Source organism: Pyxidicoccus sp. MSG2 (assembly GCF_026626705.1).
Taxonomy (GTDB): domain Bacteria; phylum Myxococcota; class Myxococcia; order Myxococcales; family Myxococcaceae; genus Myxococcus.
This window is the reverse complement of the sequence record NZ_JAPNKC010000001.1, coordinates 501,407-522,486: the sequence shown is the minus strand read 5'-3', so window position 1 is coordinate 522,486 and position 21,080 is coordinate 501,407. Positions and strand designations below refer to the sequence as shown.

General features: G+C 70.6%; 16 protein-coding genes. 7 read left to right on the top strand and 9 right to left on the bottom strand.

Translation table 11 applies throughout. The features are described 5' to 3' along the window. Positions 1–19: 19 nt before the first annotated feature. Together OV427_RS02230 and OV427_RS02225 are read right to left on the bottom strand one after the other, a co-directional pair. Entirely contained in the window at positions 20–1,654 is a 1,635-nt protein-coding gene (locus OV427_RS02230) for a fumarate hydratase (RefSeq protein ID WP_324290049.1), read from the bottom strand. A gap of 119 nt (positions 1,655–1,773) precedes the next feature. Next, positions 1,774–1,884 carry a rubredoxin gene (locus OV427_RS02225; protein WP_267854461.1) on the bottom strand — a complete coding sequence of 37 codons (111 nt, stop codon included), beginning with the start codon at positions 1,882–1,884 and terminating at the stop codon, positions 1,774–1,776. Positions 1,885–1,999: 115 nt separating this feature from the next. On the opposite strand from OV427_RS02225, the gene OV427_RS02220 reads away from it, so the two are divergent. Both OV427_RS02220 and OV427_RS02215 read left to right on the top strand, forming a co-directional pair. Further along, a complete protein-coding gene (locus OV427_RS02220) occupies positions 2,000–3,346 on the top strand; it encodes an OmpA family protein (protein WP_267854460.1) in 1,347 nt (448 codons plus the stop codon). A gap of 176 nt (positions 3,347–3,522) precedes the next feature. Next, complete coding sequence (locus OV427_RS02215) at positions 3,523–4,980, top strand: SPFH domain-containing protein (RefSeq protein ID WP_267854459.1); 1,458 nt, start codon at positions 3,523–3,525, stop codon at positions 4,978–4,980. Between the two features lie 13 nt (positions 4,981–4,993). Here OV427_RS02215 and OV427_RS02210 read toward each other — a convergent pair whose 3' ends face one another. Then, complete coding sequence (locus OV427_RS02210; protein ID WP_267854458.1) at positions 4,994–6,043, bottom strand: hypothetical protein; 1,050 nt, start codon at positions 6,041–6,043, stop codon at positions 4,994–4,996. Positions 6,044–6,581: 538 nt separating this feature from the next. Here OV427_RS02210 and OV427_RS02205 point away from each other — a divergent pair. The 5 genes from OV427_RS02205 to OV427_RS02185 all read left to right on the top strand — a co-directional run bounded on the left by OV427_RS02205 (position 6,582) and on the right by OV427_RS02185 (position 13,251). Next, the gene (locus tag OV427_RS02205) at positions 6,582–8,198 is read left to right on the top strand and encodes a helix-turn-helix domain-containing protein (RefSeq protein ID WP_267854457.1); all 1,617 of its coding nucleotides are present in this window, start codon (positions 6,582–6,584) and stop codon (positions 8,196–8,198) included. A 55-nt stretch (positions 8,199–8,253) separates the two neighbouring features. Continuing rightward, on the top strand, positions 8,254–9,699 hold the full coding sequence (locus OV427_RS02200; protein WP_267854456.1) for a cytochrome c peroxidase: 1,446 nt from the start codon (positions 8,254–8,256) through the stop codon (positions 9,697–9,699). Positions 9,700–9,757: 58 nt separating this feature from the next. Continuing rightward, positions 9,758–11,140: an FAD-binding oxidoreductase gene (locus tag OV427_RS02195; RefSeq protein WP_267854455.1), complete on the top strand. Its 1,383-nt coding sequence runs from the start codon at positions 9,758–9,760 to the stop codon at positions 11,138–11,140. A gap of 42 nt (positions 11,141–11,182) precedes the next feature. Beyond that, the gene (locus OV427_RS02190; RefSeq protein ID WP_267854454.1) at positions 11,183–12,361 is read left to right on the top strand and encodes an ABC transporter substrate-binding protein; all 1,179 of its coding nucleotides are present in this window, start codon (positions 11,183–11,185) and stop codon (positions 12,359–12,361) included. Between the two features lie 62 nt (positions 12,362–12,423). Then, entirely contained in the window at positions 12,424–13,251 is an 828-nt protein-coding gene (locus OV427_RS02185) for a M57 family metalloprotease (protein ID WP_267854453.1), read from the top strand. Positions 13,252–13,264: 13 nt separating this feature from the next. Here OV427_RS02185 and OV427_RS02180 read toward each other — a convergent pair whose 3' ends face one another. From OV427_RS02180 to OV427_RS02155, 6 genes are read right to left on the bottom strand one after another with little or no spacing between them, the layout of a single operon-like run. Beyond that, the gene (locus OV427_RS02180) at positions 13,265–14,026 is read right to left on the bottom strand and encodes a L,D-transpeptidase family protein (protein WP_267854452.1); all 762 of its coding nucleotides are present in this window, start codon (positions 14,024–14,026) and stop codon (positions 13,265–13,267) included. 46 nt (positions 14,027–14,072) lie between these two features. Next, positions 14,073–15,089 carry a DUF2071 domain-containing protein gene (locus OV427_RS02175; RefSeq protein ID WP_267854451.1) on the bottom strand — a complete coding sequence of 339 codons (1,017 nt, stop codon included), beginning with the start codon at positions 15,087–15,089 and terminating at the stop codon, positions 14,073–14,075. Next, the gene (locus tag OV427_RS02170; RefSeq protein ID WP_267854450.1) at positions 15,086–15,700 is read right to left on the bottom strand and encodes a hypothetical protein; all 615 of its coding nucleotides are present in this window, start codon (positions 15,698–15,700) and stop codon (positions 15,086–15,088) included. The genes OV427_RS02175 and OV427_RS02170 overlap by 4 nt, the downstream gene beginning before the upstream one ends. Beyond that, complete coding sequence (locus OV427_RS02165) at positions 15,697–18,837, bottom strand: serine/threonine-protein kinase (RefSeq protein WP_267854449.1); 3,141 nt, start codon at positions 18,835–18,837, stop codon at positions 15,697–15,699. The genes OV427_RS02170 and OV427_RS02165 overlap by 4 nt, the downstream gene beginning before the upstream one ends. Positions 18,838–18,841: 4 nt before the next feature. Continuing rightward, on the bottom strand, positions 18,842–19,717 hold the full coding sequence (locus tag OV427_RS02160; protein WP_267854448.1) for an RNA polymerase subunit sigma-70: 876 nt from the start codon (positions 19,715–19,717) through the stop codon (positions 18,842–18,844). Between the two features lie 10 nt (positions 19,718–19,727). After that, a complete protein-coding gene (locus tag OV427_RS02155) occupies positions 19,728–20,918 on the bottom strand; it encodes a cysteine desulfurase-like protein (protein WP_267854447.1) in 1,191 nt (396 codons plus the stop codon). Positions 20,919–21,080 lie beyond the last annotated feature (162 nt).

The following is a 21,080-nucleotide window of genomic DNA, read 5'->3' as shown; positions in this document are numbered from 1 at the left end:
CCGGGATGCATGCCGGAGCTCAGGCCTTCTTCGCCGTCGGCTTGTTGATGTTGGCGAAGAAGTCGTTGCCCTTGTCGTCCACGACGATGAAGGCGGGGAAGTCGACCACGTCGATCTTCCACACGGCCTCCATGCCCAGCTCCTGGTACTCGAGGACCTCCACCTTCTTGATGCAGTCCTGGGCCAGCCGCGCCGCCGGGCCGCCGATGGAGCCGAGGTAGAAGCCACCGTGCTTCTTGCACGCCTCGGTGACGGCGGGCGAGCGGTTGCCCTTGGCCAGCATCACGAAGCTGCCGCCCTCGGCCTGGAACTGGTCCACGTAGGCGTCCATGCGGCCCGCCGTCGTCGGGCCGAACGAGCCGGACGCCATGCCTTCCGGCGTCTTCGCCGGGCCGGCGTAGTAAACCATGTAGTCCTTCAGGTACTGCGGCATGCCCTGGCCGGCGTCCAGGCGCTCCTTGAGCTTCGCGTGGGCGATGTCTCGCGCCACCACCATGGGACCGGAGAGCGACAGGCGCGTCTTGATGGGGTAGCGGGACAGCTCGGCGCGAATCTCGCTCATGGGGCGGTTGAGGTCGATCTTCACCACCTCGCCCCCGAGGTCCGTCTCCGTCGTCTCGGGGAGGTACTTCGCCGGGTCCGCCTCCAGCTGCTCCAGGAAGATGCCGTCGCGCGTAATCTTCCCCAGCACCTGCCGGTCCGCCGAGCACGACACGGCGATGGCCACCGGGCAGGACGCGCCGTGGCGGGGCAGGCGGATGACGCGCACGTCGTGGCAGAAGTACTTGCCGCCGAACTGCGCGCCGATGCCGGTGCGCTGGGTGAGCTTGAGCACCTCCTGCTCCAGCGCCACGTCGCGGAAGCCGCGGCCCTGCGCGTTGCCCTCGTGGGGCAGCGTGTCCAGATAGCGCGCGGAGGCGTACTTCGCGGTCTTCAGTGCGTACTCGGCCGAGGTTCCGCCCACGACGATGGCCAGGTGGTACGGCGGGCACGCGGCGGTGCCCAGCGAGCGGATCTTCGCGTCGAGGAACGCGAGCAGGCTCTGCGGGTTGAGCAGCGCCTTGGTCTCCTGGAAGAGGTAGCTCTTGTTCGCGGAGCCACCGCCCTTGGCCATGAAGAGGAATTTGTAGGCGTCGCCCTCGGTGGCGTAGAGCTCGATCTGCGCGGGGAGGTTGTTGTTGGTGTTGACCTCCTTGTACATGTCGAGCGCCGCCATCTGCGAGTAGCGCAGGTTGGACGCGCGGTACGTGTCGAACACGCCGCGCGAAATCGCCTCCTCGTCGTTGCCAGTGGTGAGGACGTACTGGCCCTTCTTGCCCATGACGATGGCGGTGCCCGTGTCCTGGCAGGAGGGCAGCACGCCGCCGGCGGCGATGTTGGCGTTCTTCAGCAGCTCCAGCGCCACGAAGCGGTCATTCGCGGACGCCTCCGGGTCCTTGAGGATGTGGGCGAGCTGGCCCAGGTGGCCGGGGCGCAGCAGGTGCGCGATGTCGCGCATGGCCTCGCGGGTGAGGAGGGTGAGTCCCTCGGGCTCGACCTGGACGAAGGTGCGGCCGGCGGCCTCGAACGTGGAGACGTGGTCCTTGGTGAGGAGCTTGAAGGGCGTCTCGTCCTTGCCCAGCGGCAACATTTCCTGGAACTGGAAGTCGTTCATGGTCATAGGCGTAGCGCTGTTGGCGCGGGGATGGGTAGCCGGAAGGCGCCGTCCGGAGGGCCCGGAGGGAGGGGCCGAGAATCTCTCCCGATGGGAGCCAAAAGCGAGGGTGGGGGAGGTCAGTCGGACAGGGGCTGGAAGGCGGTGCCGGGTGGGATGTGGGAGGTGGGGGCGCCCTCCGCCGGGTCGTAGAGGTGTCCACACGGGAGGCAGCCGAAACGCCGGGGCATGTCGCCATGATAACGCGGGGGCAGGGTGGGGAGGCGGCCGGAGGGTCGGCTGGTCGTCAGCAGGGGTGGCGGACAACTCGCGATGTGGCCCGGTTGTGAGATGCTGTAGCCCCCCGTGGCTTCCTCCACCATTCAGGCACCGCTACTTGTCATCATGGGACTGCTCGCCGCCACCGCGCGCGCGGCCGAGCCTTCGTCCGTGGAGCAGCGGGCGCGCGAGGACCTGGACCGGCAGCTCCAGGCGCTGGTGAAGACACCTCCGCCCGAGGTGGTCATCTCCTTCGAGGGCCTTCCCGGCGCCGGCACCTCGCGCGGCTACAAGCTGGTGGAGGCGGACTTCACCCTGAACAACCAGCCGCTGGCGGTTCCCGCGCCCGAGCAGCTCAACGCCCCGGGACAGCACCGGCTGGCGGTGGTGAAGGTGGACGAGGGCACCTTCACGCTCGTCTCGCGCGTCACGTACGCCAGCGACGCGTGGAACCTCTTCAGCGAGGAGAGCGGCTTCCTCTGGAAGTTGACGGCATCCGTCACGTTCCAGGTGCAGAAGGGCCTGCGGGTGCGGGTGAAGGTGATGCCGGGCATCAACCCCACCGCGCCGGACCCTCGGCTGAAGCTGAAGCTGTCGCATGACGTCTCGGTGGAGATGACGGCGCAGCTTGCCGACGTGGCGATTCCGGATGCGCCGGACGCGGGCCCGCCCGTGAAGGTGGCGCAGACGCCGGTGGCGCCGCCCGTCACGACGCCCGTGCAGCCCGTGTCGGGGACGCAGCCGGCCACGGTGCCTGCCGTCATCCCCGTGTCGCAGCGTCCCGAGGCAGGGCCGGTGGCGCCCGCGAAGCTGTTCCTGAAGGTGCTGGTGGGAAAGAAGCCGGTGGCGGCCACTGTGTACGTGCGCGGGAGGGGTGCGCCGCAGCAGGTGCTGCTGGACGCGAAGGCGCGCAAGCCCACGCAGGTGATGTTGCCGCCGGGTGAGTACACGGTGGATGTGTTGTCCCGGGGCTACCTGGCGCAGACGCGCAGGGTGAAGCTGTCGCGCGAGACGGAGCCCACGGTGGCCTTCACCCTGGCGAAGGCTCCGGCGAAGAAGACGCAGCAGCCCAGCGTGAAGAACGAACGCGTGGAGTTGCCGGCTGCGCCGCGCTTCGTCGAGAAGCAGTCGGCTCCGAAGAAGGGCTCCACCAACGGGCTGGCGCTGCTGGTGGACATGATGGTGCGCGACGAGTCGCTGCGCCTGCGCCTGGAAGGCCACACGGACAACCAGGAGGGCCCGGGCCCGTCGCGGCAGGGGCTCTCCGAGTCCCGGGCGAAGGCCGTGGCGGAATTGCTCGTGGCGGCGGGGCTGGATGCGTCGCGGATTGAAACCGCGGGCCTGGGGGATACGCGCCCCAAGGCGCCGAACCTGATTCCGCGCGGGCGTGAGCTGAACCGCCGCGTGGAGTTCGTGCTGCTGCGCTCGAAGTAGGGCGGCGGCTTCACGTGGGTGGTACGGGGCTCACGACCGAGTCCAGGCCAGGGACCCCATTCTCGAGTACCCGTCTGCGTCCGTCGGCATCGTCGACGCGTTCCGGTAGACTCCCGTTCCATTGAGTCCGGAGGTCGTGCGCCGAATGCGCGGCGCCGCTCTGGAAGACGGGGGCCATGACCATGTCGTCGAAAGAGCCGGTGCGGAACGAGTACCTGGACCAGGTGCGGGAGCAGCAGCAGCGCCTGGAGGTGGACCTGAAGGCGCGCAAGGTGATGGCCCCCGCGCAGATGCAGCAGAACGCCCTGCCCATGCGACGCGCCGCGGGGCCAGCGGTGGTGGAGCGGACGGGCAACGCGGTGGACGTGCGCGTCACCGGCTTCTGGCGGTGGAAGACCGTCATCGTCCCGCCGAATGCCTACGTCGTGCACACGCGCCGGGGCCATCCACAGCCGCTGCACATCGGGCTCGGGGTGTCGTTCCGGTTCGACCCGGCACGGGACTCGTTCATCGTCGCGCCCGGCGCGATGCAGACCATCATCATCAACGCGCACTGCATCTGCCGCGAGCTGCAGGGGCTGCTCGTGCAGGGCTACGTGCAGTGGATCATCGAGGACTTCGGTACCGCGTACCGGAAGCTGGACTTCACGGACGTGGAGGACCCGATGCGCGTCGTGAATGTGCAGCTGCGAGAGCAGGCGGAGGCGGCCATCAAGGACAAGGTCGCTACGATGAGCATCGACGCGGTGCTGTCCGACAAGCAGCCCATCATCGAGGAGCTGACGGCGCGCCTGCGGCACGTGGCCGAGGGCGGCGGCGGGGGCGACAAGGGCCTGGGGCTGCGCATCGTCACGGTGCAGATCAAGGAGGCCGTGGTCAGCTCCGCGCGCCTGTGGGAGAGCCTCCAGACGCCGTTTCGCTCCGAGCGCGAGCGGGTGGCCCGACTGGCCTCCCTTGGGACGGAAGAGGCGCTGTCGCACCGGGAGCTGGAGGTGAAGCAGGCCCGGGAGCGCACGCGGCTGGAGAGCGACGGCGAGCTGGCGATGCTCCGGGCGCACAAGGACGCGCAGGCGTATGACACGGCCCAGGCCGAGCGGCTGCGCCGGCAGCAGCGAGAGGAAGAGGACGCGCGGAAGCTCGCGCTGGAGCGGCAGCAGTCCGCGCTCCAGTCCGCGGACCTGGAGAAGGCGCGGCTGGCAGTGGAGGCGGAGCTGACGCGGCTGAAGCAGGAGGCCGAGGCCGTGAAGCTCAAGCGCGAGGTGCTCGCCCAGACGGAGGTCGCCGACGTGCAGCGCGCGGCGGGAAACCGTCAGGCGAAGACCGAGCTGGAGCTGCTGGAGACGCGGCAGCGGATTCTCAATGAGCTCACCCCGGCCAACGTGCAGGCACGGCTGGTGGAGCTGCTGCCGGACATCGCGCAGAAGCTGCCGAAGCCCCAAGAGCTGCGCTCGGTGTCCATCGGCGGGAGCGGAGGGGCGCAGGACGGGCAGGGGGTGACCACGCTGGTGGCGCAGATGATGGCCCTGGTGAACATCCTGAAGGCCGATGGCACTCCGCGAGCGCCCGCGCAGTCCGTGGCGGTGAGCAAGGGCGGAGCGGAAGGGGCCGTCGAGGTGACGCCCGCGCCTCGCTGAGCCCCGCCGGGCATCAGTCCCTGGCGGAGACGAACCAATCCCAGTCATTCTCCGCCAGGGGAACCGTGTTCCGCCCCCGCCACGCGAGCACCTCGGCCCGCCAGGCCTCGAAGCCTCCCGCGAGGGGCCACGCGCGGGTGATGGTGCCTCGCTCAGGCCAGTTGAAGCTCCGCAGCAACTGGCGATTGACGCGGTCGATGACCTCCGGCGTCGCCCCGGCGCGCAGTTGAAGCTCGGCGCCAATCAGGGCGCCTTCCTCGCGGACCCTGCTCTCGGGGCGCCGCGTCTCGATGTAGGGCCAGAGCCCCAGCAGCGGCGGCTCCTGGCCTTCGAGCAGCGCCGCGTGGATGCGGTCATGCCCGTCCAGCACCAGCCACTTCGAGAGGATATCCACGTAGAGCAGCAGCGCCGGGGGCAGCGTCCCGTCCCTCGCGTGCTTGCGCCAGCTCTTGATGCGGCCGTCTTCCGCGTCTGACGGTGCTCGCAACGGCAGCAAGACGCCGGGGTTGTGCCGGGGCAGGTCCTCCCACCAGTGCTCCGCCCAGGCGGGCTGGAAGCGCAGCACGGCGTCCAGTGAATGCGGCGGTGCGGGCGGTTGGCCAAACGACCATTCCATCGTGCTGACGGCATGGCGTGAGGAGCTTTCCGCCGGGCGGGGCCGCACGGGCCGCAGGCACCACCGGCCCGTGTGGAGCACCGACTCGGGCGTCTCCACGAGCGCGCGTCCCAGCTTCCGCGCCCAGGCTTCCCACCACGCGGGTGTTCCGGGCGCGTGCGTCACGGTGCGCAGCTCGGGCGCCGAGAGTGGCGGCAGGCGCCATGGCGTGTGCGCCGTCCCGCGGACCAGGATGCACTGGTCCCAGTAATCCGCGATGCGCACCCAGAGCAGCGGCTGGCCTCCGCTCACCAGTCGTAGGTGGTAGCCCGGCGCGGCCTCCAGGTGCAGGGCGGGGCGCTGCAGCCAGCGCCCCCGCGCAGGCACGTCCAGCAACAGGCCCGGGCCCGCGACGGGCACGTGCCAGTCCTCGGTGTCATCGACGGTGAATGTAACGCCCGGGTGCATGCGTCCTCCTCGGTTCCGGATGATGCCAGGAACCGGGCCCGCGACGTGCAAAGACAATGGCAGACATTCCATGTCAGCGGAGTAGGAACGGCAAGCGCGGGGCTCTGCGTGCCGAAGTCGCTCCGTCGAAACACAGACATGAAACAAGCAGAAGGCTTCTTGCAGCCGCCTGTCTCGGCTGCGGGAGGCTCCATGTCCTATCGTCCGAAGGTTCGTGAACTCCTGCAGGCGCTCCGGCGCTTGGGGTGCCAACCCTCCGCTCCTCGCGGAGGTTCCCACCAGAAGTGGACCACTCCCGCCGGGGCGGCGCTGACGGTGGTCATCTCCTGCCCGGGCGCCGAAGTGTCCAGGACCGTGCTCACCTCTGTGCGGCGCGTCCTCCGTCGGGAGCACCGCTTCCTCGACTTCGGTGCGTTCTGACCCGGGGGCTGGCGCTTGCCGAAGTCACTCCGCTGCCTCTGGCTTCGGGACACACCAGCATGTCCTGAGCGACAATCAGCACCGGGCGCCGGCTTTCGAGGCCCGGAGGAGAGAAGGCATGAAGCGCAAACTCCGGCAGCGGAAATGGGCAGGGCTCCTTCCGACGAGCGGTGAGGTCCTCGGAGGAATCGCGCGGCTCATCGACTGGAAGCCGAAGCGAAGCGCCAAGGAGCGCACCTGGCGCAAGTTCTGCGGCGGCGAGCACATCCATGAGCAGACACGCCGCGAAATCATCGAGGAGATGGTCGCGGCGGTCATCCATAAGGGGGCGGGCGGCACGCATCCCGCTGGTGAGATTCAGGACTACACGCAGTTGATTGAGGGCTTGAGTCAGCTCGTCATGGATCATGTCACCTGGTGGGACGACATCTGCGCCCGGCTCAAGGCCGCACTGCCCATGGAGCCGACGGTCTTCACCACCATGGCCGCCCTGCGGCTGGTCAGCGTGGAAATGGCCATGCGCCTCGGGAGCCTCCTGCTCCTGAAGGGGGTTCCGTTGGACTTGCCAGCGGTAACAACGCCGAAGAGGGATATCGGTGAGCTCCTGCTGCCACATGTCTTGCGGAAGATTCTCAAGGAGGCCGGTGTCACGCGCGAGGCCCTCGCGGACGCGCTGGACGTTTCCAAGGAGGCGGTGGATCAGTGGCTGAAGTCGGATGCCCTCATCCGGCCAGAGCTGCTCGATGACATCGCGGAGGTGGTCTCTGAAAAGCAAAGCCTGAATCCGAACGCAATCGGCACGGGCCTTCGCGCCATGCGGGAGGTGACGCGGGCGCTCCTGCCCCTCGTCGATGCCGTGGGTACCGAGGCGCTCAGCCAGCTCGTCCTCGGGCTCATCCGATTGACGGCGGTATGTCGCGGCGCGCTGGAGACACATCTCGAGGGAATCGACGAGGAGGCGCGAAAGCTGCCCCTCTCGCTGCTGATGCTGGCAGGCGGAGAGTTCCCCCTGGCGCCCCTGCTTCGCCAGGCCATGCTGGCACAGGCCCCGGATGAGTCCTGGCGGGGCGCAATCGCAACTCCTCCCTCACAGTGGGGAGGTTTCCTCGGGCCGGTGTTCACGTCGCAGATGAACCTCTCTCGCCTCCAGCGATTCTGCGAGGAGCAGGGCTTCCCATGGACCGAGCAGGATGCATGGCAATTCCAGCAACTGGTGCTGCTCCCCGACGAAGAGTTGCCAAAGCCGTGGTCGGAGCTGGCGGCCTTGCCATCCTGGGAGGCGCAGCGACTGTGGGCGCTCGCCGCGTGGCAGCGATTCAATGAGTTGAATGCGGAGCGGCATCGTCCGGAATCGCTCCGCGAATATGGAGTGCTCGCCGAGTGCGGCGCCGTCGTGGCGGGTGTCGCGGATGATGAGTTGAAGCCGTTGATTGAAGGTCTCAGGTGGTCTTGCGTGGCAATGTTCATCCTGGGTTGCATGGAGGAGGGGCAGAAGCTGCTCAAGGAGGGGCGCCACTCGGAAGCGGAGCCGTGGGTGGAGCGGATCGTGAAGATGGTTCGGTCGCTGCCTGCACTGCCAATGGATGCGGCGCCAAACGTCCAGCCGGTTCTCGACTTCCTACGACTGATGGTGCGAACGCACGCGGCGCTCGATGTCGGGAAGCCTTTCAAGGCCGGCCCCGAGGACCTCGCCTTCCTGGAAGAGATGCGGAGGCAACGGACCTCCGCGGGGTGACAGTTCTTCCGGACCCCGGTGTTTTCGTCCCGCCACTCACCGCGGAGACAAACCCATGGTTCGCAGGCGCTTCATCGCGTGTCTGACCGGTGCGCTCGCACTCGGCGGACCTTCCGGCTGCACGGATTCAGTTCAGGACGAAGCGCGGGCTCCAGCGCCCACGGTGGAGGCCCAGGCCACTTCCGAATTGGGCAGCACGTCCGCGGGCAAGAAGCTCTTCACCGAGGCGTTCGCGAATACCAACGGGCGCTCATGCGCCACGTGTCACGTCCTCGATGAGAGCACGGCCCTGCCTCCCTCGAACGTCGAGGCGCGTCTGGCCGCCAACCCGAACGATCCGCTCTTCAACCGAATCGACGCGGACGACCCGGACGCGGCCGTCCCCACGTACGAGCACCTCCGGAAGGGGCTCGTGCGCGTGGTGCTGCCGCTTCCCTCCAACATGGATGTCATCGACGTCGACGGCCAGGTCATCACCCCCGCCGACCGGAAGGTCGCCGTGTGGCGCGCGGTGCCGAGCATCCAGGACACCGCCATCACCGGTGCGTTCCAGTACGACGGCCGCGAGGCCCACCTGGAGCCGCAGGCCCAGTCCGCCATCACCAGCCACAGCCAGGGCGGCACGGTGCCGCTGGCGCAGCTGCGGAAGCTCGCGGACTTCGAGCGGAGCGTGTTCTCGTCACCTCGCGCGTGGCTCGTCGCGCAGTGGCTCGCCGCCGGAGTTCCTCGCGCCCAGGTCCCCATTCCCGAGGACTTCATGCTGCTCAGCTCTCAGGAGAAGCGCGGCCGGAAGGTCTTCCAGGCCGCCTGCGAGGGATGCCACGGCGGTGCCACGCTGACGGACGTCGTGCACCCGGAGCTGAATCAGCTCGCGCGACAGGGATTTCTCCTGAAGCCCGAGGGCAATGTCGTGTTCACCCTCGTCCCGGAGGTGGGCCCCGTTCCCGTGGCGGTGCCGCGCGCGGATGACACGTTCCTCAACGTGGGGTTCGGGTTCTTCTCCTATCTGGGACAGCTCGGACAGTTCCCCTCCTACAACGCCTCCGTCGAGCTGCCCCGGTATCGTTTCCGCTTCTACACGGATGGCACGCGCCAGCAGCAGGTGACGGACCTCCCGCCCATTCCCGTGACGGCCAGCGGGGACCCGTACGATGGCAATCCGAAGCTGGACGAGAACGGCGCCCCGATTGTCGGCCCCAATTTCGCCCCGCAGTGGTTCACCACGGATGCGGGCCGCGCGCTCATCACCGGCGACCCGCTGGACTTCGAGCTCTTCGACATCCCTACGCTTCGAGGCGTCGCGGGGACGGCACCGTACTTCCACGACAACAGCCACCAGACGTTGAAGGACGCCGTGGATACCTACAGCCGGTTCATCCTGCCCGTTACGACTTCGCTGAACCTGCCGGCCATCCACCCGCCGGAGAATCCAGGCGGGCTCCCCGAGTCACTCAGCCCCGCGCAGAAGCAGGACCTGCTCAGGTTCCTCGACCGACTCTGAGCGGGAAGGCTGGGATGCGCCTCCGGGTTGAAGCACAGTGCGGCCTCGGAGGTGCACGGTGACGACCCAGGGGACAGCGGACCTGTTGCGGGAGCTGGCGGCGGTACTGCCTCCGGAGTCGCTCGTCACCGACGCCGACGTGCTCGAAGCCCACCGGCGCGACCAGGCCGAGTGGGCTCCCGCCGGGACTCCTCGCGTCCTCGTCCGCCCCGCGTCCACCACTGAGGTGCAGGCCGTGCTCCGAGTGGCCTCCGCCCTCCGGGTTCCCGTGGTGCCTCGGGGGGCAGGCTCTGGGCTGTCGGGTGGGGCGAACGCGGTGGACGGCTGCATCGTCCTCTCGCTCTCGCGCATGAACCGTGTGTTGGAGGTCGACCGGCGCGGCATGTTCGCCGTCGTGCAACCCGGAGCGCTCAACGCCGCGGTGAAGGCCGCCGCGGCGGAGCAGGGGCTCTGGTATGCGCCCGACCCCGCGAGCTGGGAGTTCTCCTCCATTGGCGGCAACCTCGCCACCAACGCGGGCGGCCTGTGCTGCGTGAAGTACGGAGTGACGGGGGATGCCGTGCTCGGGCTGGAGGCCGTCCTCGCGGATGGCTCCGTCGTCCGCACCGGCGGGCGCACGATGAAGAACGCCGCGGGCTATGGCCTCACCCGCCTGTTCGTCGGCTCCGAGGGCACGCTCGGCGTCATCACCGAGGCCACGTTGAAGCTCCGGCCCCGTCCGCCGAAGGCGACCACGCTCGTGGCTTCGTTCCCCACGCTCGTCGGAGCGGGCGTGGCCGTGACGGAAATCATGGCGTCCACGCGTCCCTCGCTCCTGGAGCTCATGGACCGCGCCACCGTCCGCGCCGTGGAGGCCCACGGACCCATGGGGCTGGACGTCAACGCGGCGGCCCTCCTGCTGGCCCGCTCCGACGCGGGAGGAGAGCAGGGCGTCGCGGAAGTCGCTCACATGGCCGCGGCCTGCGAGGCCGCCGGGGCCACCTTCGTCGCGCAGTCCGCCGATGAGGCCGAGGGCGAGTTGCTGATGCAGGCCCGCCGGCTTGCCTATCCCGCGCTGGAGAAGCAGGGCGCCACGCTGCTCGACGACGTGGGCGTTCCACTGTCGCGCATCACGGACCTGCTCGCGGCGGTGGAGGGGATTGCCTCGCGGAGGGACGTGCTCATCGGCACCTTCGGCCATGCCGGCGATGGCAACATGCATCCCACCGTCGTCTTCGACCGGAACGACCCCGCAGCCCTGGCGCGGGCCCGCGCCGCGTTCGATGACATCCTCCGCGCGGCGCTGGAGCTGGGCGGCACCATCACCGGCGAGCACGGCGTCGGCGCGCTCAAGCGCCCCTTCCTCGGGGAACAGCTCGGCGCGGGAGGGCTCCACCTGCACCACGCCATCAAGAGCGCGCTGGACCCGCTCGGCATCCTCAACCCGGGCAAGGTGTTCTGACCTCCGCCCCCGCTCGTGCGAGAGTGCGCGCCCGGAGAGCCCATGCCCCGTCTCGTCCCCCTCCTCGCAGTCCTCGTCCTGGGAACCCTCGCCTGCGAGCGGAAGGCCCCACCCGCGCCATCCGCTCCGGAGGCCGCGCCGAAGCCCCAGGCCGCCTCGGAGACAGGGCCCATCGTCATCGGCACCCTGGGCAGTCTCACGGGCTCGGAGGCGTCGTTCGGCACCGTGGTGCGCGACGGCATCCAGTTCGCGGTGGAGGAGGCCAATGCCGCGGGCGGGGTGATGGGCCGGAAGGTGGAGCTGCGCTCCTATGACACCCAGGGTCGCATCGAGGAGTCCGTGGCCGCCGCGCAGCGACTCCTCACGCAGGACCGCGTGGTGCTCATCCTCGGAGACGTGACGTCCTCGGGCTCGCTCGCCATCGCGAACGCGGTGCAGGCCGCGCGGGTGCCCATGGTGACGCCCTCCGCCACCCATCCGGACGTGACGAAGAAGGGCGACTACATCTTCCGCACCTGCTTCACCGACCCGTTCCAGGGTGGCGCCATGGCGCGCTTCGCCCGGGAGAACCTCAAGCTCGACCGCGTGGCCGTGCTGCATGACGCGAGGAATGCGTCGTCGCTCGGCCTCAGCGAGGCCTTCCAGGCGGCCTTCAAGAAGCTCGGCGGGACGGTGGTCGCGGTGGAGACCTACTCCAAGGGCGACACCGACTACCGCGCGCCGCTCCTGTCCGTGAAGAAGGTGAAGCCCCAGGCGCTCTATCTGCCGGGCTTCTACAGCGAGGTGGGCGTCATCGCCCGCCAGGCGCGCGAATTGGGCATGACGCAGCCGCTGCTCGGCGGCGACGGCTGGGAGTCCGACCGCATCTTCGAGCTGGCGGGCGGCGCGCTTGAGGGCGCGTACTACTCGTCGCACTACGCGGAGGACAACCCCGCGCCGGAGCTGCAGCGCTTCATCACCGCGTTCCGCGCCCGCTACGGCCGCTCCCCCGAGGCCGCGTCCGCGCTCGGCTATGACGCCGCCCGCGTGGCCCTCGCCGCCATTGCCCGGGCCGGCTCCCTCTCCGGGCCCGCCATCCGCGACGCGCTCGCCGCGACGAAGGACTTCCCCGGTGCCACGGGCACTCTGACGATGGACGCCAACCGCAACCCCGTGAAGCCGGCGGTCATCCTGACCATCCACGACGGCAAGAGGAAGTTCGCCGCCGCCGTGACACCATGACCAGTTCTTCTGATTAGGCTATTCTTTCCGGTTGGGCATGGGTTCCGTGATAAAGGAAGCCCATGCGCAACATCCGCTCCATGGCGTTGCTGGTTGGTGTGTCCCTGCTGGGCTCGGCGTGCGGAAGGCCCGAAGCCGGGCCCGAGCATCCCTCCGAGGCGTCGCGGCAGGGGATGTCCTTCGAGGACTTCAAGGCGGCGGCTCACGACGAGCCCGACTCGGACGTCTTCGTCGTCAACGGTGACACGGCGGTCGAAGGCGTCGACGGGCTCCGCCGGTACTACGACACGTTCGTCAACCCCGAGCTGGGCACGCGACAGGACGCGCTCGCCGCCTATTGCGACAGCATGGGCATGCCCATCAAGTGGTCCGCCACCGCCGCGCAGAACCTGACCTACTGCATCAGCAGCACCAGCTTCGGCAGCCGCTACGCCACGGTGGTGAGCGCGATGAACTCCGCGACCGCCGCCTGGGAAGCGACGGCCAACGTCAACTTCAAGCACCTGAGCCAGTTCGACGGCAACTGCACAGCCTCTCAGACCGGCGTCGTCTTCGACGTGCGCCAGACCACCACCACTTCGTATCTGGCGCGCTCGTTCTTTCCGAACACCTCCCGCTCGGGTCGCAACGTCCTCATCAGCACGAGCGCGTTCGGAAACATCGCGCCCTGGACGCTGACCGGGGTGCTGCGGCACGAGCTGGGACACGCGCTCGGCTTCCGCCACGATTATCCGGAAGGGTCCAGCTGCTACGAGGGCCCTGTCACGTGCCGGCTGACTGCCTATGACCCCAACTCCATCATGAACTATCCGCAGTGCGGCGGCGGGCAGGCGGGAGACCTGGTCCTGACCGCGCTCGACAAGCAGGGCGCCCGGCTGATGTACCCGTAGCGGCTGGTGGGCCCTACCGGCGCGCGCTGTCCGCGGTCCGGGCCTGGCGCGCCGGCTTCACCACGTAGGCGCCCGTCTTCGCATCCACCGACGTGATGGGAATGTACCGGGCCTCCTCGAAGAGGCTGTAGGCCGGCTGGAGGCTGCGCCAGAAGGTGACGAGCGGGTCCGTCGCCTCGCGGCCCGTCTCCAATGCCTTCAGGCCCGCGGCATCCAACCTGCGCGGGAAGATGTGGATGGGGACGTTGCGCTTCGTCTTCGCGCGCGTGTCCAGCACCATCAGGTACAGCTCTTCAATCGGCTCGTCCTGGATGGCGATGCAGCCAATGCTCACGCAGTTGCCGTGGACGAAGATCTGCCCGCCCGGGTCCGTGCCTGGCGGGGTGTGGCGCCTGTCCGCCGCGTTCGGATAGCTGACCCGCATGGACAGGTGGTAGTTGCTGTAGGGGTTGAACAGGTCGATGTCGTAGAAGCCCTCGGGCACCTGCAGGTCGCCCTGCTGCCGCTTCGGGCCGAGCTCCCCCGAGGCCGCGCAGAAGGGATACGTCTTCACCTTCACCAGCGGCCCCGCCTTAGGCCCCGCCCAGACCTCCAGCTCGCGCTCGTGCTTGAAGGCGCGCACGTACAGCTGCTCCGGCGGCCAGGCCACCCCCGCGTCCTTGAACAGCGCGGCGACCACGGGCGCCCGGGCCTTGCGCGCGGCGGCGACCCGGGAGTCCTCCGCATTCGCGGAGAGCGCGGTGAACAGCAGCAGACAGGCGGCGAGAGTCCTCATGCGGCCTGGGACACCGCGGCCGCCCCATCCGTTCCCGTGACGTCGCTCAGCGCGCATGTTGCTCCCTCCTCAGCGGCCTCCAACGGTAGGCGCACTCGGTGAGGTGCAGCACCGAGTCCAGCCTCGCGCCCGGGGCCAGCGGGCCCTCGGCGAAGTACTCGCAGTAGAGCTGCACTGGCGTGACGAAGCGCGCGTTCCACGGCTCGCGGTCGATGGTGAGCACGTAGACATACCCGTCCGCCACGCCGAGCGCGTCGTAGCACTCCACCAGCGGCTCGTGCAGGTCTTCCAGCCCCTTCCACACGCTGCCAGGGGGAGGGTGGACGCTCGGGCGCGTGTCGAAGACACCCACCAGCTTGCCTCCGTGGAACTCCGGCTCCGGGTCCACCGCGGCGGTGAGCAAGTCCCCCTCGCGCGCCATCACCATGTGCGCCTCGCCGAACTCGTGGAACTTGAACTCCTTCAGCGCGTTGCCCACGCGGCGCATCACCGGGTCGTTCGTCTCGCTGCGCACGAAGTAGCCGCCGCGCCGCCAGTCGCCCTTCGCGTTCCGGTAGCGCACCGCCGCGCGGTAGCTCACCTGGTAGAAACACACGCCCAGCAGCGGGCTGATGCCCTGGGGCCGCATGTCCCGCAGCGACGACATCAGCACCTGCACCCACGCGGTGCCGTGGAACACCTCCGGCTCCAGCGAGGCGGGCAGCAGCCGGGCCAGCCGCTCCGGCTCCACCGCGTAGTTGAGGGACACCGCCTCCACCCAGTGCGTCTGCACCTGGGTGAGCCAGGGCACCGACGGGCACTCCTCCATGCCGGGGGACGTGGGGCTCGGGTCATGCGCCCCGGCGAGCGCGGCCTCCACGTCGCGCAGCGCCTGGTGCCCCGCGGGCGTCAGGAACCACACCTCGCGTTGCGCGTGCACCAGGCCGGCGGAGGCCAGGTCCTGGAGGGCCTGGCTCGGCACCTTCACCCCGGCCTCCCTCAGCCGCCGGCGCAGCTCGGCCCCGCCCAGCCCGAGCGGCTCCGCGGCGATGGCCACCAGGGCGGCGAGCAGCTCGGGATTCATACCAGCCGCGCCCCGGCGCCCCCGGCGGCCAGCCTGCGGCGTCGGGCCCGGTGCAGCGCGAAGCCTCCGCTGAACTGCGTGGCGAACCACACCACGCCCAGGAGGCCGAAGGCGTGGTCCGGTACCTGCGTCATCCCCAGCGCGGCCAGTGCGAGGCCCGCGGCCACCGCGTACCAGACGCGGCCCATCAGCGCGCCCATCATGGCGAAGGCCGTGCCGAAGAGGACGCATGCCACCGCGGGCATGAAGAGCCTGTCCAGCCCGAGCAGCCAGTTGAGGACGGCCACCAGCAACATGCCGGCGATGAAGGTGGTCCAGATGGCCCAGATCTGCCGCTCGACGAACGAGCGCGCCCCCGCCGTCTGCCCTCGCTTGAGCACGAAGATGCTGACGATGTTGAAGGCCAGCACTCCGGCCCACAGCAGGGCATAGGGGCCGGGGGTGTGGTGTCCCGCCGTCCACAGCCAGTCCGTCGCCGCGAAGCCCGCGGCGTTGACGAAGGCATGGAGCATCCAGATGACGCCCCAGTTCTGCAGCGCCGAGTCATCCTTCGCCTGGGAGACGACGCGGCGGATGAGGTCCAGGGCCTGGTTCGCTTCTTCGCGGTTCATCGTGCGGCCGAGTGTACGCCAAGAAACGCGTCCACCTCGTCGAGCGGCACGAGGCGCGGCTCGGCGGTGGGGGCCACCGCGTCGCGGACGGCGAGCGCCAGGGTCCGGGCTCGGGCGGAATCACCCCCGTCTTGCCGCAGGGCCCGGGCGAGCGCGAAGCGGGTGGTGGCCAGCTCGAGCGGGCTCGCGCCGTCCTCCTCCCAGCCCGCCACGGCCTGCTCCAGCTGGACTCTCGCGCCCGCCGCGTCCCCTCGCGCCAGCAGCACCCGGCCGAGCACGGCCCGGGGCTCCGACAGCTTGGACGGCTGGGGCTCCGCCAGCTTCAGCCGCAGCTCCAGCGCCTCTCGCGCCACGCGCTCCGCCTCGGGGAGGCGGCCCCCGCCGAGCAGCGCCAGGCCCAGTGTGGAGAGGGCGCCCGCCAGCTCGTCCTGGGCCCCCAGCGTGCGCAGCATCACAGCGGCCCGGCGCGCGGCGCTCGCGGCCGGCTCGAAGCGGCCCACGCGCAGCAGCACCTCCGCCTCCTGTTGCAGCAGCTCGGCGCTGCGCACGCTGTTGCGCCCGTCCGCCTCCGCCGCGTCCAGCTCCCCGCGCACGGACTGCACCAGGCGCAGCGCCTCGTCGGTGCGTCCCAGGTTCGTGAGCGCCAGCGCCAGCGGGCCCGCCAGCGAGGCGCGGTCCGGGTGGCCGGGCGGCCGGTGCTCCAAGGCCAGCCGCCAGCCCTGCTCCAGCGTGCGCCGCGCCTGCTCGAAGTCTCCGCGGCCCAGGTGCACCGCGCCCATGTTGCCGTAGAGGCCGAGGACATAGGGCACGGGCTGCCCGGGCCCAGAGGCCCGCTCGAACGTGGCCAGGCTCTCCGCGAAGGCCGCGAGTGCCTCGTCGTACCGGTGCATGGCGGCGTACGTGCCCGCGATGTTGTTGAGAGTCATCGCGACGTAGGGGTGGTCCGGTCCGAAGTTGCGCACGATGAGCGTCCGGGTCCGCTGCTGGGCGGCGAGGGCTTCCTCCATCTGACCCACGCTCCGCAGCGCGGTGCCCAGCGTGAGCATCGCGTCCACGAGGTAGGCATGGTCCTTCCCGAAGGCCCGCTCGCGCATGGCGAGGCATTTGCGCAGCAGGGGAATGGCCTCGGCCGCGCGGCCCTGGCGCACCAGCACGAGTCCCTGTTGGAAGGCCAGGTTTCCCTCCAGCCGGTCATCACCGCCGATGCGCTCCAGCAGCGACTGCGCCAGCTCCCGCCACAGCTCCGCCTGCTCCGGGCGCTCCGCCAGCTCGCCCTCCACGAAGACGAGGTTGATGAAGGCCTCCGCGGCGTGCACGTCGTCGCGGCCGGCCTGCGACGCCAGGGCCGCCCGCCGCAGGCGCACCGCCGCTTCCTTCTCCTGGCGCTGGTGCTGGAGGGAGCGCCCTTGCGTGAGCAGCGCCTCGCCGAGCAGCGGCTTGTACCCGACGGCCTCCGCCTCGGCGGCCACCGTGGCCGCAATCTCCGCGGCCTCCTTCCAGCGCCCCGCGTTGTCGCGCGCCATCGCCTCCGCCAGCCTGTCGTACGCGGCGCGGACACGCACGGCCTCGGGCCCCCGCGTGGGCCGCGGCATGGGACGGGCGAGCGCCTCCATGTCGGCGCAGTCGGACACCGGCTCCAGTCCGCGCACCGTCTGGGGCGCGCTCAGCACCGCGTCCGGGTCCGCGGCGAGGAGCAGTTCCACCGTGGCCCCCAGCTCGCGCTTGCGCCGCTCCAGGCAGTGCATGCGCAGGTCCAACGCCGCCTCGGACTGCTCGCCCCGCACCCGCGTCGCCTCGCACGCATCCTGGTGCGCGCCTGCCCAGGCAGCTGCGTACGCCTCCAGCGTCTGATGAACGGCCGAATGCAGCGACGCCGCGCCCGGGGCCCCCGAGCCGAGGAAGGTGCGCCGCAGCGCCGCGCCGCGCGCCGTGTCCCAGGCACCCTGGAGCCGTTGAAGGCTGTCCGTGCAGGGCCGCGGCCCGCGAGCCACGAAGACGGCGGCAATCGCGGCCGCCACGCCGATGCCCGCGCCCAGCCCTCCGGCGAAGCGGGCCGCGCGCGGGGACACCGCCCGTTCCAGCGCGCTGAGGAGGGCGTCCATCGACGCGTGCCGCTCCTCCGGCACCGGGGCCAGGCCCCGCTCCACGGCGGTGTGCACCGCGCGGGGTACTGAGGCGCGCTCCTGCGCCGCGCGCTCCCCGGGGGCACCGGGCCTCGTCCCGTAGAGCCCCTCGTAAAGCGCCACGCAGAAGCTGTACTGGTCCGAGTGCGCGTCCACGAGCCCGCCCGCGAGCGCCTCCGGGGCGATGTAGCCCGGCGTGCCCGCCACCGACGTGGCCACTCCGGCTTTGCCGCTGCCTGGGCCGCTGTCAGGAGTTCCAGAGGAGGCGAGGGCGGGCTCCGTGGAGGAAGCGAAGCGCGCCAGCCCGAAGTCCGTCACCCGCGCCCGCCCCGCGCGGTCCATCAGGACGTTGTCCGGCTTGAAGTCGCGGTGGACGACGCCCGCCGCGTGCGCGGCCGCCAGCCCCCGTCCGGCCTGGAGGTACAGGCGCACCACCTCGCGCCAGCCCGGGTGGCGGGCCGCGAGGTGCTGGCGCAGCGTGCCCCCGTCCACCAGCTCCAGGGCGATGAAGACGAGGTTGCCGACGACGCCCACGTCATGCACGGCGACGACGTGCGGGTGCTGGGTGCGCGCCGCCGCGCGGGCCTCGTCCAGCAGCCGCTCGGTGGCGCCCTCCACGCCGGACGGGGCCTGCACGAGCTTCAGGCCGATGCGCCGGTCGATGCCCGGGTCATACGCCGCATACACCACGCCCATGCCCCCGGCGCCCAGCCGCTCGAGCACCACGTAGCGCCCCAGCAGCGTGCCCCGCTCCAGCGCGCGCGGGCGCAGTGCGGAGGAGACACGGGTGTCCTGGAGGAGGGTGGTGACGGCCTGGGTGGGCACCTCGGCGGGCCCGCCTGCGGACGCGGCCGGGGCCCGGGCCTGGAGGAAGCCTGCGAGCAGCTCGCGGCAGGCGGCGCAGCCATCCACGTGGGCCTCGGCGCTCACGCGCAGGGCCTCCGGCGCCACGCCGTCGGCCAGGTCGAGCAATTGCGACTCGTCGAGGCAGCCGGGGAGGGGAGGCGGGCTCATGCGTTCATCCTTCGTCCAGCAGCGAGGACAGGCTCACCGCCAGGCTGGCGTCCATGACGCGCAGCAGGCTGTCGAGCTGCGACGTCGTGAGCGCCAGCCTCCGTGCGAGCGCGGCGCGGGTGTCCTCGAGGAGGGACTGGCGGGCCTTCGCGAGCCAGCGGGAGATGGTGGAGGCGTGCACCTGGTGGAGCGTGCCCAGCGACTCCACGCCCAGGTTCTGCACCAGGCTCAGCCGCAGGAGGTTCCTGTCCCTGGGCGACAAGCCGGACAGCGCCTCCGCGAAGGCGGCCCGGAAGGCGGGGCGGTAGCGCTCCTGCATCAGCGCCAGCTCCGGGTCCGCGGTGTGCAGCTCCGACACGAGCGGCGCGTCGTCCAGCGGCAGGGCCTTCACCGCCCCGCGCTTGAGTCCCACCGCCACGCCCAGCGCCACGGCCTCCGTCCAGCGCCGCAGCGCGCCCCGTCCGGCATACTCCGCCAGGCGCGGCTCCTGGCGCGCCCCGCCCACCAGCAGCTTCATGCGCGTGAGCTGGAGCACCTCGTCCACGAAGGCGTCTGACGCGTCCACCCGTCGCACCGCCCGCGACACCGGCACCAGCACCGCGCGCTGGAGGCCGTCGAGCGCCACCCTGTCCCCCGCGAGGCACGCCCGCGCCAGGTAGAGGTCCTCCACGGCCAGGGCGCGCAGCCCGTCCGTCAGCGAGGCCTCCCGCGCCACGCGCGCTCCCAGGTGTCGCGCGAAGTCCTCCGCGGCCACCTCCACGCCGGGCCACGCCTCGCGGGCGCGGGCCAGGGCGTCAGCGAGCTGGCGGGCGAGCTCGTCCGCCTCTTCGGGGGCCGCGGGGCGCGCCGCGCCCTCCAGGAAGGACCGCAGGAGCTTCATGGCGGGGCCGTCAGCGCAGCGAGTCCAGTCCGGCGATGAGCCGGTCCACGTCCTCGGCGGTGTTGTAGTGCAGCAGCGAGGCGCGCACGGCGCCGTCGGGCATGAGGCCCAGCGCCTGGGCGGCCAGGGTGGCGTAGTAGTGGCCCGCGGCCACGCCCACGCCCCGTGCCGCCAGGTGCTCCGCCACCGCGCGCGGCGGCACACCCTGCACGTTGAAGCAGAAGGTGGCCACGCGTCCCCGGGGCTCGCGCGGGCCATACAGCCGCACGCGTGGGTTGGCGAGCAGCCGCTCCAGCGTGGACTCCAGCAGCGGACGCTCCAGGGACTCGATGCGCCGGAATGCCGTCTCCAGCCCGGCGCGCCCTGGCTGTCCTCCTCCAAGCACCTCGCGCAGGTAGGCCAGCGAGCCCAGCCAGCCGGCCAGGGCCTCATGGTTGGCGGTGCCCGGCTCGAACTTCTGCGGGCTGTCGTCCGGCACGAACCAGAGCTTGTCCGCGGGCAGCCCCGCCAGCAGTTCGCGCCGCACGTACAGGCAGCCCAGGTGCGGGCCGAACACCTTGTACTGGGAGAAGGTGGCGAAGTCCGCGCCCCAGCCCTTCACGTCAGGCAGGTGGTGCGGGCTGGAGTGCACCGCGTCCACGATGAGCCACGCGCCCACGCCGTGCGCCAGTTCCGCCGCGGCAGCCAGGTCCGGAGTGGCCCCCACCGAGTTGGCCGCCGCCGTCACCGCCACCAGCCGCGTGCGCGGCGTGAGCAGCGCCCGCAGGTCCGCCGGCTCCAGGCGCCCTTCGGGCCAGCGCGCGCGCCAGGTCTTCACGCCCACGCCCTGCGCTTCCAGCATCCGCCAGGGCGTCGCGTTGGACTCATGCTCCAGCTCGGAGATGACCACCTCGTCGCCCGCCCGGAACAGGCGTGAGAAGGCGCGCCCGAGCTGGAAGGTGAGCGAGGTGGCGCTGGTGCCCAGCATCACCTCCTCGGGCTGGCAGTGGAGGAACTCCGCCGTGGCCGCCCGCGCCCGCGCCTTCAATTCCGTCGCCGCCACCGAGGCAGGGTAGGGCTGACCCACGTTGCAGCTCCCGCCGGAGAGGAATTGGGAGATGGCGTCGATGGTGTGCGAGGGCACCTGGGCCCCGGCGGCATTGTCCAGGTAGCTGAAGCCAGAGCGCAGGGCGGGGAAGTGCGCGGCGAGCGAAGAGGTCATGTCGGTGGGCAGCATAATCGTGCTGCGAGTGTGAAGTGGCCGCTCGGGGGTGGATGGAGTCTCCCAGGCCGGAACGGGGAATCCGGGTGTTCAACCCCTGGTCCCAATAAGCCGAAAAGCCCTACATCACGGACTCCCCCCGGGCCGCACGGCGACCTCTTC

Coding starts and splice junctions, on each gene's coding strand:
- OV427_RS02225 (WP_267854461.1), bottom strand. CDS start 1,884: ATGCCCCGGCGTTTCGGCTGCCTCCCGTGTGGACACCTCTACGACCCG.
- OV427_RS02175 (WP_267854451.1), bottom strand. CDS start 15,089: ATGAATCCCGAGCTGCTCGCCGCCCTGGTGGCCATCGCCGCGGAGCCG.
- OV427_RS02200 (WP_267854456.1), top strand. CDS start 8,254: ATGGTTCGCAGGCGCTTCATCGCGTGTCTGACCGGTGCGCTCGCACTC.
- OV427_RS02190 (WP_267854454.1), top strand. CDS start 11,183: ATGCCCCGTCTCGTCCCCCTCCTCGCAGTCCTCGTCCTGGGAACCCTC.
- OV427_RS02215 (WP_267854459.1), top strand. CDS start 3,523: ATGACCATGTCGTCGAAAGAGCCGGTGCGGAACGAGTACCTGGACCAG.
- OV427_RS02185 (WP_267854453.1), top strand. CDS start 12,424: ATGCGCAACATCCGCTCCATGGCGTTGCTGGTTGGTGTGTCCCTGCTG.
- OV427_RS02160 (WP_267854448.1), bottom strand. CDS start 19,717: ATGAAGCTCCTGCGGTCCTTCCTGGAGGGCGCGGCGCGCCCCGCGGCC.
- OV427_RS02155 (WP_267854447.1), bottom strand. CDS start 20,918: ATGACCTCTTCGCTCGCCGCGCACTTCCCCGCCCTGCGCTCTGGCTTC.
- OV427_RS02170 (WP_267854450.1), bottom strand. CDS start 15,700: ATGAACCGCGAAGAAGCGAACCAGGCCCTGGACCTCATCCGCCGCGTC.
- OV427_RS02205 (WP_267854457.1), top strand. CDS start 6,582: ATGAAGCGCAAACTCCGGCAGCGGAAATGGGCAGGGCTCCTTCCGACG.
- OV427_RS02180 (WP_267854452.1), bottom strand. CDS start 14,026: ATGAGGACTCTCGCCGCCTGTCTGCTGCTGTTCACCGCGCTCTCCGCG.
- OV427_RS02165 (WP_267854449.1), bottom strand. CDS start 18,837: ATGAGCCCGCCTCCCCTCCCCGGCTGCCTCGACGAGTCGCAATTGCTC.
- OV427_RS02210 (WP_267854458.1), bottom strand. CDS start 6,043: ATGCACCCGGGCGTTACATTCACCGTCGATGACACCGAGGACTGGCAC.
- OV427_RS02230 (WP_324290049.1), bottom strand. CDS start 1,654: ATGAACGACTTCCAGTTCCAGGAAATGTTGCCGCTGGGCAAGGACGAG.